This is a genomic window from Streptomyces sp. NBC_00414 (assembly GCF_036038375.1).
Classification (GTDB): domain Bacteria; phylum Actinomycetota; class Actinomycetes; order Streptomycetales; family Streptomycetaceae; genus Streptomyces.
This window is the reverse complement of the sequence record NZ_CP107935.1, coordinates 9,658,534-9,675,077: the sequence shown is the minus strand read 5'-3', so window position 1 is coordinate 9,675,077 and position 16,544 is coordinate 9,658,534. Positions and strand designations below refer to the sequence as shown.

13 protein-coding genes are annotated in these 16,544 nt (G+C 71.5%); 9 read left to right on the top strand and 4 right to left on the bottom strand.

All coding sequences use genetic code 11. The annotated features are described in order from the left end of the window. Positions 1-165: 165 nt before the first annotated feature. Both OHS59_RS41475 and OHS59_RS41470 read left to right on the top strand, forming a co-directional pair. Positions 166-978 (top strand): SAM-dependent methyltransferase, encoded by an 813-nt coding sequence (locus OHS59_RS41475; protein WP_328498488.1) that lies wholly within the window; start codon positions 166-168, stop codon positions 976-978. A 144-nt stretch (positions 979-1,122) separates the two neighbouring features. Next, positions 1,123-1,542 carry a PPOX class F420-dependent oxidoreductase gene (locus OHS59_RS41470; RefSeq protein ID WP_328498487.1) on the top strand — a complete coding sequence of 140 codons (420 nt, stop codon included), beginning with the start codon at positions 1,123-1,125 and terminating at the stop codon, positions 1,540-1,542. A 180-nt stretch (positions 1,543-1,722) separates the two neighbouring features. Here the strand turns inward: OHS59_RS41470 and OHS59_RS41465 are convergent, their stop codons facing one another. The 4 genes from OHS59_RS41465 to OHS59_RS41450 all read right to left on the bottom strand — a co-directional run bounded on the left by OHS59_RS41465 (position 1,723) and on the right by OHS59_RS41450 (position 7,317). Next, complete coding sequence (locus OHS59_RS41465; protein WP_328498486.1) at positions 1,723-4,104, bottom strand: bifunctional salicylyl-CoA 5-hydroxylase/oxidoreductase; 2,382 nt, start codon at positions 4,102-4,104, stop codon at positions 1,723-1,725. Positions 4,105-4,116: 12 nt separating this feature from the next. Next, positions 4,117-5,826 carry an AMP-binding protein gene (locus tag OHS59_RS41460; RefSeq protein ID WP_328498485.1) on the bottom strand — a complete coding sequence of 570 codons (1,710 nt, stop codon included), beginning with the start codon at positions 5,824-5,826 and terminating at the stop codon, positions 4,117-4,119. An 85-nt stretch (positions 5,827-5,911) separates the two neighbouring features. Beyond that, positions 5,912-6,838, bottom strand: coding sequence for an acyl-CoA thioesterase (locus OHS59_RS41455; protein ID WP_328498484.1), 927 nt, complete (start codon positions 6,836-6,838; stop codon positions 5,912-5,914). Then, entirely contained in the window at positions 6,835-7,317 is a 483-nt protein-coding gene (locus tag OHS59_RS41450) for a cupin domain-containing protein (protein ID WP_328498483.1), read from the bottom strand. The genes OHS59_RS41455 and OHS59_RS41450 overlap by 4 nt, the downstream gene beginning before the upstream one ends. Positions 7,318-7,500: 183 nt before the next feature. On the opposite strand from OHS59_RS41450, the gene OHS59_RS41445 reads away from it, so the two are divergent. From OHS59_RS41445 to OHS59_RS41415, 7 genes are all read left to right on the top strand, one after another. Beyond that, positions 7,501-7,914: a RidA family protein gene (locus OHS59_RS41445; RefSeq protein WP_328498482.1), complete on the top strand. Its 414-nt coding sequence runs from the start codon at positions 7,501-7,503 to the stop codon at positions 7,912-7,914. Between the two features lie 245 nt (positions 7,915-8,159). Beyond that, complete coding sequence (locus OHS59_RS41440; RefSeq protein ID WP_328498481.1) at positions 8,160-9,416, top strand: cytochrome P450 family protein; 1,257 nt, start codon at positions 8,160-8,162, stop codon at positions 9,414-9,416. Positions 9,417-9,512: 96 nt separating this feature from the next. Next, the gene (locus OHS59_RS41435) at positions 9,513-11,012 is read left to right on the top strand and encodes a metallophosphoesterase family protein (protein ID WP_328498480.1); all 1,500 of its coding nucleotides are present in this window, start codon (positions 9,513-9,515) and stop codon (positions 11,010-11,012) included. A gap of 165 nt (positions 11,013-11,177) precedes the next feature. Then, the gene (locus OHS59_RS41430; protein WP_328498479.1) at positions 11,178-11,540 is read left to right on the top strand and encodes a cupin domain-containing protein; all 363 of its coding nucleotides are present in this window, start codon (positions 11,178-11,180) and stop codon (positions 11,538-11,540) included. Positions 11,541-11,687: 147 nt separating this feature from the next. Further along, complete coding sequence (locus tag OHS59_RS41425) at positions 11,688-14,006, top strand: tetratricopeptide repeat protein (protein ID WP_328498478.1); 2,319 nt, start codon at positions 11,688-11,690, stop codon at positions 14,004-14,006. Continuing rightward, positions 14,003-15,229, top strand: coding sequence for a hypothetical protein (locus OHS59_RS41420; RefSeq protein WP_328498477.1), 1,227 nt, complete (start codon positions 14,003-14,005; stop codon positions 15,227-15,229). The genes OHS59_RS41425 and OHS59_RS41420 overlap by 4 nt, the downstream gene beginning before the upstream one ends. After that, positions 15,226-16,533 carry an alpha-glucoside ABC transporter substrate-binding protein gene (locus OHS59_RS41415; RefSeq protein ID WP_328498476.1) on the top strand — a complete coding sequence of 436 codons (1,308 nt, stop codon included), beginning with the start codon at positions 15,226-15,228 and terminating at the stop codon, positions 16,531-16,533. Before OHS59_RS41420 ends, OHS59_RS41415 begins: the two co-directional genes overlap by 4 nt. Positions 16,534-16,544: the final 11 nt, after the last annotated feature.

Genomic DNA, 16,544 nt, shown 5'->3' with positions numbered 1-16,544 from the left:
TACGCCCGGGATTCCGGGCCGCCTGCCGGATGCCACGGGCGGGCGGGCCGGAATCCCGGGACGGCGTGATCAACAGGCGGCAGAATGGCGGGGACGACGGTTCGGTGCCGCCAAGGCGGCCGCAGCAGCCCAGGACACGCGTGCCGTGCCCGGGAGAGGAAAGACATGAGTGAGAACCAGACCCCGTCCGGCGGTTCAGGGAGACTCAACACCGGGGTGGCGCACAACGCCCGGGTCTGGAACTACTGGATCGGCGGGAAGGACAACTACGAGGTCGACCAGGCCGTCGGTGACCAGGTCGCCGGGATGTTCCCGGTGATCCGCGACGTGGCCCGCGCCGACCGGGAGTTCCTCGGCCGCGCGGTCCGCCATCTGGTCGAGGAGCGAGGGGTGCGGCAGTTCCTGGACATCGGCACCGGGCTGCCGACCCTGGACAACACGCACGAGATCGCCCAGCGGTCCGCGCCCGACGCGCGCATCGTGTACGTCGACAACGACCCGATCGTGCTCGCCCACGCGCGGACCCTGCTGACCAGCACTCCCGAGGGCGCCACCGACTACATAGACGCCGACGTCCACCACCCCGAAGGGATCGTCGAGCGTGCCTCGGCGACCCTGGACCTCGACCGGCCCGTAGCGGTGATGATGCTGGGCATCCTCAACTTCGTCCTCGACACCCGTAAGGCGCAGGACATCGTGCGCCAGGTCCTGGCGGCGGTACCGTCCGGCAGCTACCTGGTCCTCACCCATCCCACGACCGACACCGACCTCGGCGGCGAGGGCAACGTGGAGGCGATGAAGTTCTGGAACGAGAACGCCACCCCGCCGATCACCGCCCGCACCCGCGCGGAGGTCACCGCGTTCTTCGACGGTCTGGAGTTCCTCGAACCGGGCCTCGTCTCCTGCACGCACTGGCACGCCGGCAACGGCTCCCCCACCACGGTCCCGCAGTTCGGCGCGGTCGCCGTGAAGCCCTGACGGCCGAGGGGGGGCGTCCGACGGACGCCCCCCGGGCCTGTCCGACGTCGGGGCGGCGCCGAGTGGCGCGGGCCATGGCGGGGCGCGAGGATGCATTCGCCGGAGCCCCCCACTCTGCGGGCCCGCCGAGATGGAGGAGTGCACATGTCCAAGCCGCCGCTTCCGCCCGAGGCCGTCGAACTGCTGAGCCGCCCCAACGCGGCCGTCATCGCCACGGTGCGCACGGACGGCGCGCCCGTGTCCACGCCCACCTGGTACTTGTGGGAGGACGGTAGAGCGCTGATCAGCATGGACCTGGGCCGGGTGCGTCTGAAGCATCTGCGCCGCGACCCCCGGGTGACCCTGACCGTCCTCGACGCGGACGACTGGTACACCCATGTCACCCTCTTGGGCCAGGTGACGGACATGAAGGACGACGAAGGTCTCGCCGACATCGACCGCATCTCCCGGCACTACACCGGCGAGCCCTACCCCGACCGCGTCCGCGACCGGGTCAGCGCCTGGATCGAGGTCGACCGCTGGCACGGCTGGGGCGCCCTGAAGGACAGCAACCAGTCCGGCTAGGACACGCTTCCGCGTTTTCTGGGGCGCGGGGAACCGCGCGATCAGCCACGGACGGCCGCTGCTTCAGGGACACGGGAACCACGTACGGCGCCTGTTTCAGGGGCGCGGGGAACTGCGCACCCAGCCACAGACGGCCGTCGCCCTGTGAGCGCACCCCAGGCACCCCGTGCGGGGCAGCGCTCACGACACAGGCACCGGCTCCCGTGGCGGCAGCCACCGCAAGTGCACGGTCTGCGCGGAACCCTCGGCCCGCAGCAGGGACAGCCGCGGACGCACAGCGTCAGTGCGAGCGCTCGGCGGCTTACGCGCCCCGGCCCGATACGGCAGCGGCCACTGCCCCGCACCGCCCCGATACTCCTGCTCGGCCGCCGCGTGCAGCGTCCAGTGCGGATCGTAGAGATGGGTGCGGCCGAGAGCGCACAGGTCGGCGCGCCCCGCCAGCAGGATCGAGTTCACGTCGTCGTAGGACGCGATGGCTCCGACCGCGATGACAGCCGTGCCGGTGGCCGCCGCGACCTCGTGGCGGATCCGGTCCGCGAACGGCGTCTGGTACGAGCGCCCGTACGCGGGCCGCTCGTCCTTGGAGACCTGCCCGGAGGAGACGTCGATCGCGTCCGCCCCGTGGGCGATGAAGGCGCGGGCGATCTCCACGGCGTCGTGCTCGGTCGTGCCGTCCGGCACCCAGTCGGTCGCGGAGACCCGCACGATCATCGGCCGCTCGGCCGGCCAGGCGGCCCGGACGGCGTCGAAGACCTCCAGGGGGAACCTGAGCCGGTTCCGCAGCGAACCGCCGTACTCGTCGGTGCGGTGATTGGTCGCGGGCGAGAGGAACGAGGACAGCAAGTAGCCGTGCGCGCAGTGGAGTTCGAGCAGGTCGAAGCCCGCTTCGGCGCCACGGCGGGCGGCGGCCACGAAGTCGGCGACCACCGCATCCATACCGGCGCGGTCCAGCTCACGGGGTACGGCCGAGCCGGGTCCGTACGGCAGCGGTGAGGGGCCCACGGTCTGCCAGTTGCCGTCCGGCAGGGGATCGTCCATGCCCTCCCACATGAGCCGGGTGGAGCCCTTGCGGCCGGAGTGGCCGAGCTGGAGTCCGATCCGGGCGGTGCTGCGGTCGTGGACGAAGGACACGATCCGCGCCCACGAGTCGCGCTGCCCGTCGGTCCACAGCCCCGTGCAGCCGGGGGTGATGCGGCCCTCGGGCGAGACGCAGACCATCTCCGTCATCACCAGTCCGGCGCCGCCCATCGCCTTCGACCCGAGGTGCACGAGGTGGAAGTCACCGGGTACGCCGTCGACGGCCGAGTACATGTCCATCGGGGACACGATCACCCGGTTCTTCAGCTCCAGCTCGCCCAGCCGGAACGGCTGGAACATCGCCGGTGCCGTCTCGGGCAGCCCCTGGGAGGCCGCGAAGGCCGCGTCGACCCGGTCGGCGAACTCCTGGTCGCGGGTGCGGAGGTTGTCGTACGTGATGCGGCGCGACCGGGTGAGCAGGTTGAAGCAGAACTGGGTCGGCTCCTGGTGGGCGTACATGCCGATGTTCTCGAACCATTCGAGGGAGGCCTGGGCGGCCCGCTGCGTGGACTCGACGACCGGGCGCCGCTCCGCCTCGTACGCCTCCAACGCGCTCTCGGTGTCCGGGTGTTCGTGCAGGCAGGCGGCGAGGGCGAGGGAGTCCTCCATCGCCAGTTTGGTGCCCGAGCCGATCGAGAAGTGCGCGGTGTGCGCGGCATCGCCGACGAGGACGAGGTTGCCGTGGTACCAGCGCTCGTTGCGCACGGTGGTGAAGCCGAGCCACTTGGAGTTGTTGGCGAACACCTGGTGTCCGGCGAGTTCGTCGGCGAAGAGCTTGCGGACACGCTCGACGGCCTGCTCGTCGGAGGCACCCGGCGGGAACTCGGTCTCCTCGGTGACGTCGAAGCCGGCCCGGCGCCAGACGTCCTCGTGCATCTCGACGATGAAGGTGGAGCCGCTCTCGGAGTAGGGGTAGCCGTGCACCTGCATGGTCCCCCACTCCGTCTGTTTGACGAAGAACTGGAACGCCTCGAAGACCCGGTCCGTGCCCAGCCACATGTACTTGTTGCGCCGTTGGTCCAGGGTGGGGCGGAAGACGCCCGGGTGAGCCGCCCTGACCTGCGAGTTGACACCGTCCGCGCCCACCACGAGGTCGTACGAGGCACGCAGGGCGTCGGTGTCGGGGGCGGCCGTGGAGAAGCGGACGAGCACGCCGAGGTCGTGGCAGCGGCGCTGCAGCAGTCGGAGCAGTTCCTGGCGGCCCATCGCGGCGAATCCCTGGCCGCCCACGGTGTGGGTGCGGCCGCGGTAGTGGATGTCGATGTCGGTCCAGCGGGCGAAGCGGCGTGCCATGGCGTCGGCGAACTCGCGGTCCGCGTTCTCGATGCCGCCGAGCGTCTCGTCGGAGAACACCACCCCGAAGCCGAAGGTGTCGTCGGGGGCGTTGCGCTCCCACACGGTGATCTCGTGGGACGGGTCGAGCTGTTTCATGAGAGCGGCGAAGTAGAGGCCGCCGGGGCCACCGCCGACGATCGCGATCTTCACGGGGTTCCTCTTTCAGTGCTCACCGGCGGCCGTGGTGGCCTGCTCGTCCTCGGCGGTTGTGCCCTCGACGGCCGCGCGGAGCGCGAAACGCTGCAGTTTGCCGCTGGCGTTGCGCGGCAGGGACTCGCGGAACCGCACGTCACGTGGGTACTTGTAGGGCGCGATGACCTGTTTGACGTGGTCCTGGATCTCCCTGGCCTTGGCGGCGTCACCGGTCACGCCGGGCCGCAGGACGACGAAGGCGCAGACGACTTCGCCGCGTTCGGGGTCGCTCCGGCCGACGACGGCGCATTCCAGGACGTCGGGGTGGGTGTCTATGGCGGCCTCGACCTCGGGCCCGCCGATGTTGTAGCCCGAGGAGACGATCATGTTGTCGCCGCGGGCGTGGTAGTGGAAGTAGCCGTCCTCGTCGCGGTGGAAGACGTCACCTGTGACGTTCCAGCCGCTCACGACGTAGTCCTTCTGGCGTTCGTCGTCGAGGTAGCGGCAGCCGACCGGGCCGATGACGCCCAGCCTGCCCGGCTCGCCGGGACCGAGTTCCGTACCGTCGGGGCCGAGGATCGTGGCGCGGAAGCCGGGCACGGGTTTTCCGGTGGCGCCGGGCCGGATGTCGTCGCCGGCCGCCGAGATGAAGATGTGCAGCAGTTCGGTGGCGCCGATCCCGTCGACGACGCGCAGTCCGATCCTGTCGCGCAGTTGCTCCCAGGTGCCCACGGGGATGTGTTCGCCGGCCGAGACGCCGACGCGCAGTCCGGCTAGCTGCTGTTCGCGCCCCTCGCGCAGGATCGCCTTGTAGGCGGTGGGCGCCGTCGCGAGCACGGTGACGCCCTGCTGCTGGACGAGTTCCGCCATGCCCGGCGGGGTCACGGCCTCGGTGAGCAGTGCGCAGGCGCCGGCCCGCAGCGGGAAGACGACGAGCATGCCGAGGCCGAAGGTGAAGGCGAAGGGGGCGCTGCAGGCGACCAGGTCGTCCGGGAGCAGTCGCAGCACATGGCGGCCGAAGGTGTCGTCGATGGACAGGATGTCCCGGTGGAAGTGCATGGTGATCTTCGGGGTGCCGGTGCTGCCGGACGTCGGCGCGAGGAGTGCCACGTCGTCGGCGGCGGTGTCCACGGCGGTGAACTCACCTGACTTCGCCGAGGCGCGCGCCACGAGGTCGCCCGGTCCGGTGCCGCCGAACTCGACGACCTTCAGCGACGGCAGCACGGTGTCACGGACGGTGTGGACGTCCTCGGCGCACCGGTGGTCGACCAGGGCGAGGGCGGGCAGGGTCCGTTCGGCGACCGGGGCGATCTCCCGGGCGCGCAGCGCGGCCATGACGGTGACGACGACGCCCCCGGCCTTGAGCACGCCGAGCCAACTCGCGACGGTCCATGGGGTGTTGGGTGAGCGCAGCAGGACCCGCCCGCCCGGGACCAGGCCGAGGTCCTCGGTCAGCACCTGGGCCACCTGGTTGGCCCGCTTCCTCAGTTCCCCGTAGGTCCAGGTCTCCCCGGCCGGTGTGCGCAGCGCCGGGCGGTCGGCCCCGAACGTCGACGCGGTGCGGTCGATGAGTTCGGTGGCCGCGTTGAGCCGTTCCGGGTGGCGCAGTTCGGGCGTGCCGAACTCGATGGCGGGCCACAGGTGCGCGGGTGGGAGGTGGTCCCGGGCGAAGGTGTCCTCGTACGCCGAGGGAGCCGGTGACCGAGGTCGGATCGGTGGGAGCGGTGGCGGAAGAGTCAACGGAGGAGTCCTTCCGGGAGCCGCCGGTACCGGACGATGCCGAGGCGCCGATGTGCCGAGGTGCCGAGCCGTACCGGGCGGCGGGTCAGGCGGGGCGGATCATTCCCTCCTGGACGACGGTGGCCAGGTGACGGTGGTCGCGGGTGAAGAAGCGGCCGGTGCCCACTCCGCGGCCCGCGTCGGCGGCGACCGCTTCCTGGACGTAGAGGAGCCAGTCGCCGACCGGTCCTGGGCGGTGGAACCACATGGCGTGGTCGAGGCTGGCGGTGACGAGTCCGGGGTCGGCCCAGGCCAGGTCGAGTACGCGCAGGACGGGTTCGAGGATCGTGTAGTCGCAGACGTAGGCCAGCGCGGCCAGGTCCCGCTGGGCGTCGGTCAGTCCCTCGACGGTGCGCAGCGTGTCGAACGGCCTTACCCAGACCGCCTGTTGGGGCAGCCGTTTGCCCTCGACGGTGAGGTAGACCGGGCCGGGCAGATGCCGCATGTCGAAGCTGCGGCCGGTGGACCAGTAGGCCTTGGACTCCTCGGTCATCGAGCCGCCGCTGCGCTCTTCGAGGTACGCGGCCGAGCCGGGGAGGTCTTCCGGGTCGGGGACGACCTCCGCGAACTCCGCGTGGAAGGTCCCGCCGGGCTCCCCCGCCGCGAAGTTGGCCAGGCAGACGTAGAGCGGTTTGCCGTTCTGGTAGCCGCGTACCTGCCGGGTGCTGTAGCCGCGGCCGTCGCGCAGCACCTCGACCTCGTAGCGCACCTGTGCGCCGATGTCGGCGGGGCGCAGGAAGTAACTGTGCATCGAGTGCAGCGTCTTGGCGTCGGTCACCGACCGCATGGCCGCCGCCGCTGCCGCCGCGACCAGGTCGCCGCCGTACGCCTTGGGCCAGGGGCAGGGCTGGGTGACGGCGGTGAAGGCGAGGTCGAAGTGCTCCGGCGGGGTGGGCGTCAGCGTGACGGCCTCGGTGAAGAACGCGGAGGTCGGCGGTGTCCCGCCCGTTGTCGGACCGGGTCCCGGCGTCATCGGTCGAGCCAGTCGCGCAGGTCGGCGTCGGCCACGTCGGTGAGGTTGACGACGATGTTCTCCGGCGTCCGGGTGGTCATCCAGGTCAGGGGATCGGTGCGGGAGAGGTTGCACTCGATGTGCGGCATGAACGGCGGGACGAAGACCCAGTCGCCCTCCGACATGTCGACGTAGTCCTCGAACTTCTCGCCGAAGTAGATGCGGGCCCGCCCCGACAGGACGTAGCCGCCGGTCTCGGCCTCGCCGTGGTGATGGGTGACCGAGCGGTAGCCGGGGTCGTTGCTGACCTTGCCGAACCACAGTTTGGTGGCGGGTGTGTGCTGGATGCTGACGCCCGAGATCCGGACGGCCCCGCCGGAGTCGGCGGTGTTCCCGCTCTCCGATCCGGCGCGCGTCACCACGGGAGCCACGATCCCGCTGGGCAGCCGGTACATCGAGGCGTCACCCTCCAGGCGGTACTTGCTGAGGTCGGGCTCCATGGGGACTGGCTCCGTTCCGGTCGTGCGGCTTCGGGAGCGGGTGATCAGTGAGTGATCGGTGCGTGATCGATTGCACGGTCAGTGTCGTATCTCGTTTTTTTCACGACCGTCATTTATTGTCAATATGGCGCGCCGGAGACAACTCGTCGAGCCGGACCGCGACCATCCGAACCGGAGGGCCACGTGACTCCCATCGCCGTGAACCCGGGAGCCCTGCCGACACCCCGCGGCTACTCGCACGGAACGCTCGCGGGGAACACGCTCCACCTGGGCGGACAGACCGCTCTCGACGCCGACATGAAGATCGTGCCGGGCGGAATCGTCGAGCAGTTCCGCCAGGCGTTCGGCAATGTCCTGACGACACTGCGCGAGGTGGGCGGCGAGCCGCGGGACCTGGTCAGCGTGACGATCTACCTGACCGACATCCCCGACTACCAGGCGCACGGCAAGGAGATCGGCACGGTGTGGCGCGAGCTCGCCGGGCCCGTCTATCCGGCGATGGCCGGCATCGGCTGTACGGCCCTGTGGCAGCCCGAGGCGATGATCGAGATCCTGGGCGTGGCGGTGATCCCGGAGGAACGGCTGATCCGGCCGTAACCCCGACCGGCCTGCCCCGCCCCGCGCCCCTGGGAAACCGGTCGAACCAGTCAACATACCGGGTAATCAAGACGACTTGGGTTCCTCGGACAGGGCTTCGTCCGCTTCGTACGTATGCGCGGGGTCGGGTCGATACGATGCCTGTCGGGCGGTCGGCCCGGACTCGGTACAGCTTCCCTCGCGGTACGGCCGCACACGGTAGGCGGACGCAAGTCGACGTATCCCCCGTGCAGTTGGAGCTGTCCATGCGCATCGACCGTTCGAAGCTGTCGCTCGACCAGCCCGTGTCCTGGCTCGATCCGAACCGCGGGACCCACGAGGAAGCAGCCGAGTGGCTGCGGTTCGGCCCCATGGTGCCGGTGGCGCTGCCGGACGACGTCCGTTCCTGGGCGGCCATGTCGGCCGCGGCGGCCCAGACGGTACTGGACGCACACCCCGACCTCTCCAGCGATCCGCGGCACTGGGGTGCGTACACACGCGGGGAGATACCCGCCGGGTGGCCGCTGCTCAACCTGATCGTCGGGGAGTCGATGCTCAACGCGGACGGGGCCGACCACCGCAGGCTTCGCCGCCTGGTGAGCCACGCCTTCACTCCCCGGCGTATCGACGCGCTCGCGCCCCGGATCGGTGACATCACCCGGGAGTTGCTGAGCGGTCTGGAGTCCGGGGGGCCGGAAGCGGTGACCGATCTCAAGGAGAATTTCGCCTATCCGCTCCCGCTGTTGATCATCTGCGAGCTGTTCGGTCTCACCGATCCCGATCAGCAGCACCGATTACGTGGTCACTTCCGGACCATGCTGAGTGTCGAGGTGAGTGGCGCCGAGCGACAGGAGGCCGCGGTCGGGCAGCGCGAGGTGCTGGCACGTCTGGTCGCCGACCGTCGTGCGGCCCCGCTCGGCGATCTGACCAGCGCGCTGATCGAGGCGTTGGACGACGAGGACGGCAGGCTGTCGGAGAAGGAGCTGATCGACACCCTGGAGATCATCCTGCTGGCCGGCCACGAGACCACGGTCAACTCTCTGACCAGCACCGTCCACGCCCTGCTCACCCACCCCGACCAACTCACCGCGCTTCTCGACGGCGAACTCGACTGGTCGGCCGCCGTGGAAGCGGGCCTGCACTGGAACTCGCCGCTGCGCAACCTGTTCATGCGCTACGCGCTGCGGGACACCGACCTGCACGGAGTGACCGTGCGCCGCGGCGAGCCGATCGTCGTCGGTCTGGCCGCCGCCAACCGCGAACAGCGCGGAACGGTCCCGGCGCGCTTCGACATCCGCGACTCCCGCCACTACGAACGCCAGCTCGCCTTCGGTGCGGGCCCGCACTACTGCCTCGGCGCCCCCCTGGCCCGCCTGGAGAGCGCGATCGGGCTCTCCCAGCTCTTCACCCGCTTCCCCGCCATGCGGCTGGCCGTGCCCGAGTCGGAACTGGTGCCCGTGATCTCCACGGCGGTGAACGGCCTCGCCGCCCTCCCGGTCGTCCTCCGGCCGGCATCCGCCTGAGGCTCCGGCGCCCCCGCCACGCGTCACCAACTGCGCGGCCCGGCACCGGAGGTGCCCGACAGCCGGTGCCGACCAGATCATTGTTACCGTTCACCGATGTCTGACTCTTCACGCGACACCGCGGCCGGCGCCGGTTGGGGCACATCGGAACGCGGTGCCTACAAGCACCTGATGCCCCAGCAGGTCGAGAAACTGTCCTGGGTCAATCCCAAGACCCTGTGGCCGGCCCGGAACGGCACGCTGGCCTCACTGTTCGGGGACCCGACGGGCCACACCCGCGGCCGCTGGGTGGAGCAGCGGACGGCGGCCGGGGCACCGGCCGACAAAGTGGTCCGGCACCCCGCGCCGGACCGCTTCTCCTTCATGGTCATCGGAGACACCGGCGAAGGGGACGACCCCCAGTACGCCGTCGTCCCCGGGTTCCTGAAGGCCGGTCGGGGCACGGAGTTCGCCGTGCTCGCCAGTGACGTGATCTACCCGGTCGGCGCCGCCGACGACTACGGCCCGAAGTTCTTCCGCCCCTACCAGGACTATCAGGCGCCGATATACGCCATACCCGGCAACCACGACTGGTACGAGGACCTGGACGGCTTCATGCGTGTCTTCTGTGACGCGCCGCCCCTCGCGCCACCGGCCCCGCCCCGCCGACTGTCGGCCGCCTGGTGGCGGACACTGCTGTGGCACAAGCCGAGGGCGCCCGACGAACAACGCCTCGCCGAGGCGCGGCGGTTGCGCTCGGCGCCCGCCCAACAGGCCGTGCAGCCGGGCCCGTACTGGGCCGTCGACGCGGGCCCGGTGCGGATCATAGGCATCGACACCGGCCTGCTCGGAACCGTCGACGCCGAGCAGGGCCGATGGCTGCGCGAGGTCTCCAAGGGGGACACCCCCAAGATCCTCGTCACCGGCTCCCCGCTGTACGTGGACGCCGAGCACCACCCCTGCTCCATCGAGGGCGGCGGAACGGTCGACGAGATCGTGCGCGATCCCGACCACCACTACGTGGCCGCGATAGGCGGCGACATCCACAACTACCAGCGCTACCCGGTGGCCGTGGACGGCCGCACCATCCAGTACGTGGTGGCCGGCGGCGGCGGGGCCTTCATGCACGCCACCCACACCATGCCGCGGATCTCCGTCGCAGGTGTCACCGAGGAAGACTTCCGCTGCTATCCGCTGCGCGGCGACTCCCTGGCCTTCTACAGCAGGCTCTACGGACGCCGGCTGCGCATGCGGCGGTTCTTCACGCTCACCGAGGACCAGGCGACCGCCGTCGTGTCCGAGCGCCTCGGCGTCCCCCCGACCCGCGCCCGGGTGCGGGCCACCCGGGTCACCCCGCGCACCCGCGTGGTCGCGAGCCTGCTGGGTGCCGGCAGTCGCCCCGACCGCACGTCACGTCTGCGGCTGCCGGTGCGCAAGGTCCACAGCCGGCTCTTCTCGCCCGGTTCGGCGACGTACAGTCCGCCGTTCTTCAAGTGCTTCCTGCGCCTGGACGTCACCCCGGAGTCCGTCCGGCTGCGCTGCTTCTCCGCGACGGGGAACCTGCCGCAGGAAGTCGATCCGCCCGTGGAGGACGAGGTGACCATCCCGCTGGTGTGACGTGCGGCGGTTCCCCCGAATGGCGGAGCCCGGCTTGCGGGCGGACGATGAGAGGGAGGGGGCTCCGATCCGCGTGTCCGCGGACGTCACGGGAACTCCGTGGCTGTCACGGGGACGGCGGCAGGGCCCCGAGGCTGTGAACGAAGCTGGATTGGAGGGACCGTCATGATGGAGATCAAGGCGGTCGAGAAGCCGGACGAACGGCGGGACTTCCCGCACGGTCACCTGGAAGCCGTTCATCTCACCGGGCTCGACTTCGCCGTGGCGACGTTCGAGCCGGGCTGGCGCTGGTCCGAGTCCGTGGCACCGATCGCGGGCACCGAGAGCTGCCTGGTCCATCACAACGGGTACGTGGTCCGGGGCCGTATGCGGATACGGATGGACGACGGCGCCGAGGGCGAGGTCGGCCCCGGAGACGTCTTCGTCTGCCCGCCCGGCCATGACGCCTGGGTCGTGGGGGACGAACCCGCCGTGGTGTTCGACTTCGCCGGAGGCATGGCACAGGAGTACGCGAAGGCGACCGACTGACATCCCGGCCGACAGCCCGGTGGGCACCGGAACACTCGGTCCGCTCCCCCAGGTCGGCCGGTCGGTCGACACGGTGGCCGACTCCGACACAGCATCTCCCCCTCGGCGCGGGGTCATTCCGGGCCCCCGCGTCTATTCTGGGGTCGCATGGAGGGGGCAGCGGGCAGCGGGGCGACCGGTGAACTGCCGGAGTCCAGTGCGTCGTTCGGCCCGCTCGTGGTCGCGTCGCCGATCCTGCGGGCCGCGCACGTCGTCCTGCCCGAGGAGAGCCCCGACCCGGTCCTGCTGCCGTCGATCACCCTGTTGGACCGGGCCGCGTCCCACGGCGGCGACCCGGGAGGACTGCCGCTGCCCTCGGGGCGGCTGCTCGCGGGCCAGTACCGGCTGATCCGGCCGCTGGGCTACGGCGGCATGGGCGAGGTCTACCTCGCGCTCGACACCAAGGTCGACGACCGCGAGGTCGCCATCAAGATCCTCAACCCGCAGCAGGCGGCGGCATCGGCGGGTGCCCTGGCCCAGGAGCGGCGGGCCCTGGTCGACCTCAGCCACGGCGACATCATCCGTGTCTTCAACTACGGGCACCATCCGGAGGTCGGCGACTTCCTCGTCCTGCAGTACGTGGACGGCCTCACGCTCGAAGAGGTGCGGGCGCGGGTCCAGGTGAACCCGGACGAGTTCGGCGGCGGCCGCTTCCACGAGTTCGTACTCGCCTACGGGGTACGGATCCTGGCCGCGCTGGGGCATCTGCACGCCGACCGGCCCGGCAAGGTCTACGGCGACCTCAAGCCGGACAACGTGATGCACGACGGCACCTCCACGAAGATCATCGATGTGGGGAGCGTCCGCTCGGCCGGGCTGCCCGGCCACACCACGGAGGGTTTCCGGGCCCCGACCGTCGGCCCGGACGGCCAGTCCACCGGCCAGGACGACCTGTTCAGCCTCGGGGAGACCCTGCGGCGGCTGAGCGGACTGGGCCGCTGCCCCGACGACCTGGCGGAGCTGGGCCGCCTGGACATGATCAGCCCGCCGACCGGCGAGTCGGAGCCACCGGGCGGGGCCGAAATCCTTCACACTCCCGGGGCACCCGCCATGACGGCACCCGCGCCCCGCGGACTCGGACTGGTGTCGCTCGCCCGGGTACTGCACCGCGCCACCCGCGGCGAACGGGCCGAACGGTTCGCCACCGCGCTGGAGATGGAGGAGCAACTACGCGGCGTCTTCCGGGAGTTGCGGTCGCTGCGGACCGGATTGGAGACCTTCGAGCCGTCACCGCTCTTCTTCCAGTCGCCGTACGCGCTCGACGCGGCCCTCGGTTCGGCGCCGCCCGTCACCCGGTGGGCGGCACCGGACGCGCCCGCCCCGTACGCGCCGCCCTCGCCGGCCGAGGTCGCCATGCGGCTGCCCGTCCCGCGGCCCGATCCGCACGACCTGCATCACGCCGAGCTGAGCAGGCTGGCCGACGCCGCCCCCGAGGCGCTGCTGCAGCACACCGGGGACTGGCGGGACTCGCCGGAGGTTCTGCTGCTGCGCTGCCGTCTGCGACTGCGCAGCGCAGGGGGCGGGACCACGGCCGCCGAACGCGAACTGCGGTCCACCGAGAGCTTGATCGGCGCCGAGCGCGCCCCCCACGACTGGCGCCTCGGCTGGCACCGCGGGCTGCTCGCGCTCGGACAGGACCGGGCCGGGGCGGCACGGCGCCACTTCGACGAGGTGTTCGCGGCGATCCCGGGCGAGTACGCGCCGAAGCTGGCCCTCGGCTACTGCGCCGAGCGGCTCGGCCGCTGGCAGGAGGCGCTGACGTTCTACGAGGCGGTGCGGCTGCGCAACCCGTCGCTCGGCAGTGCGGCGTTCGGTGCGGCACGGGCGCGGCTCGCGCTGGGCGGGGAGCAGGTGTGGGACGACGCCGTACGGGCCCTGGACGCGGTGCCGCAGCACTCACGGCACCGGACCGCCGCGCGGACGGCGGCCGTACGCGTCGGCGTCGAGCATGTGCGCACCGCCGAGCGCCCGGACGCGGTGGCCGAGCGGCTGCGCGAGGTACTGGCCAGACTGGCCCGCCTGTTCCACGCGCACGGACTCACGGACGAACAGGCCCGGGTCCGTATGACCGCGGAGGTCTGGGAAGCGGTACGGGGCGCTCTCGTGCGGGATGCGATCGACGCGGCGGGGCTGGCCGAGCTCGCCGCGGGCGCCGACGCGCGGCTGGGACTCCCGTCCGACGAGCCCGGTCTGCGCCGAGAGCTCTCGCGTCTGTATCTCACCCTCGCGCACCAGGCCGCCCGGTCCGCCGCCACCGAGGACGGGGCCGTCGCCGAGACCCTGCTGGACCGTGCCTACGCGGTCCGACCGCTCGCCTTCCGGCACCACCGGGACAGCCCCTGGCTCGGGAAGAGAGTGACGACCTGGCTGCGGACGATCGCCCATACGCCCTCACAGGGAAAGACCGTCCGGGCGGCCCGCGAGTGACCGCTGCGGCACGACGCAGGCGTACGGCCCGGGGCGCGGGTGCCGAGACGGCGCCGCCCGCACGTCTGCGCCGGGCCGCGCGGGGAGCGGTGGTCGTCGTCGCCGAACTCGCCCGCCGGCTCTGGCGCTACCTGTGGCCGTCCACCGCCGGCCGCCGCAACCGCGCGTATCTGCGGGACCGGCTCGTCGCGCTGCCGCTGCTCGCGGTGGTGGCGTTCGGCACGCTCGGCTGGGCGTACACGGACGTGCGGGACGACTCGGAGTATCTGCGCGGCCGGCTGGCGCCCGCGCTGATCGGCCTCGCGAACGCCAAGGCGTCGCTGTTCATCGCGCAGGGCGAGGCCGAGGAGAACCTCGACGAGGCGGGAGCCGTCGAGCTGGGCGGGCTCAGCGAGCGGTACCGCACACGGGTGGCGCGGGCGACGCAGAGCCTCAACCAGGTCACCCGCAGCGGAGCCCTGACCGTGGCCGAGGAGCAGGAGCTGCGCGTGGTGTCGGCGTTGGTCGTGGACTACACGGGGTGGATCGGGCGGGCCCAGGGCCACGCGAACGACGCCGTGCTGCGGGACGCCGAGCTCACCTACGCGCGCAGCATGCTCTGTTCGGCGCCGGTCGCCGCCACGGACCGCCAGGACCGCTACCCGCCGTGTCCCGCGGTGACCGGTTCCGGCGCGACCTCGATCGTGGACCGGGTCACGGGGCTGGAGCGGCAGTTGCGCGAACGGCTCGCGGAACGGGCCTCGTGGGGCGGGGGCGTGGTCACCGCCGCCGTGGTCTCCGGGCTCGCCCTCGTACTCTTCGCCGCCGGTCTCTGGCACAGCGTGATGTTCCTGCGCCGCCGCTTCCGGATCCGGCTCAGCCTTCCGCTGGCGGCCGCCGCACTGCCCCTGCTCGCCGTACCGCTCCTGACGGCCGACGCGCTGCTCGCCCAGGACGCCCAGACACGGTCCGCGCCTTTGGCCCACTCGCTCGCCGCGCAGACGTCTCCTGAGACGGAGACGATCGCCGAGGAGCGCCCCTTCGACGGCCCCGACCCCCACGCCATCGGAGTACTGGAGACCAGGATCGACGAGAGACTGTCCGACGGCCGGCTCCCCTTCCTCGACGGGGCCGGCCCCGTCGTCCTCCCCGCGGGCCTGCTCTCCGCCGGTCTCGTCGGAGGCGCCCTGCACGCGTACCGCCGCGAGTACCTCGTGGTCGCCCGCCCGGGAGCCGTCTCATGACCTGCCACGTGACCCGCCTCAGGGCCCGTCCCCTGCGTGCCCTGCGTGTCCTGCTCGCCGGGTGTCTGCTCGCCCTGGTCCCCGGCTGCGGCTCGGACGACCCCGACCCCCTCGTCGTCCTGGGGCCGTGGACCGGAGCGGAGGGCGAGGCCTTCGAGGCCGCGCTCCAGCGGCTCGACGACGGGACCGGCAGGACCTACACCTACGAGGGCACCCGCTCACTGCGCGAGACCCTCGTCTCACAACTTGAGGCGGACACCCCGCCGGACGTCGCGGTCCTCAACAGCATCGGCGAACTCACCGAGTACGCCCGCCGCGACAAACTGAAGCCGCTCACCTCGCCGACCCGCGAACGCGCCTTCTCCCCGTGGTCGCCGGAAATCCTGGTGGACGGCAGCAGCCGCACCTACTGGGTCCCGCTGAAGGTCGACCTGAAAAGCCTGGTGTGGAGCAAGGAGGGCACGCCGAGCGACGATCCGACCTGGTGCGTGGGGCTCGCCTCGCAGGCCACCTCGGGGTGGCCCGGCACGGACTGGATCGAGGACATCCTGCTCCACCAGGCGGGCCCCACCCGTTACGAGGAATGGGCGACGAGTAGGCTCAGCTGGCGGGATCCGGACGTCGTACGGGCGTGGACGACCTGGGCGGAACTGCTCGACGGCCGCTCCGACGCCTCCGTGGAACGGTCCCTGACCACGTCGTACGAGGGCACGTCCGGACCGGCCGGGCCCCGGGGACTGCTGAACTCCCCCGGCTTCGAGTGCACCCACGAACACCAGAGCGCCTTCATCCGTTACGTGTACGCGGGCGACGACATCCGGGTGGAGCCCTCGGCCCGGTTCCTGCGCGGGCGGGCCGAGTACCGCGACACGTTCGAGGTCGCCGGTGACATGGCCGCCGTCTTCAGCGACGACCCGGCGGCCCAGGAGCTGGTGGAGCGGCTGTCGAGCCCGGCCGGGCGGGAGCGGTGGCGGGCCGAGGCGGACCCGGCGGTGCGCCCGCTGTTCCCGAACACGACGGGGCTGCCGCCCTCGGATCCCGCGAACGCCACCGAGCAGGAGATCGACGGCCTGCTCAACTCGACGGCCCGCGCGCTGTGCTTCGACGCCTCGGACGTGATGCCGCCCGAGCTGCGTGACGCCTTCCACAAAGCGGTGCTCGCGTTCTTCCGCGATCCCGCGAAGAAGCATCTCGCCTCGCTGCTGCGGCAGTTGGATGCCGTGCGGGTCCAGGTGGACGAGGACTCGGACGACGGCCGCTCGTTCCGGCCGCCCGAGAACATCTGCGCCGGCCCCGCCGGCTGAGAGCCGGTGTC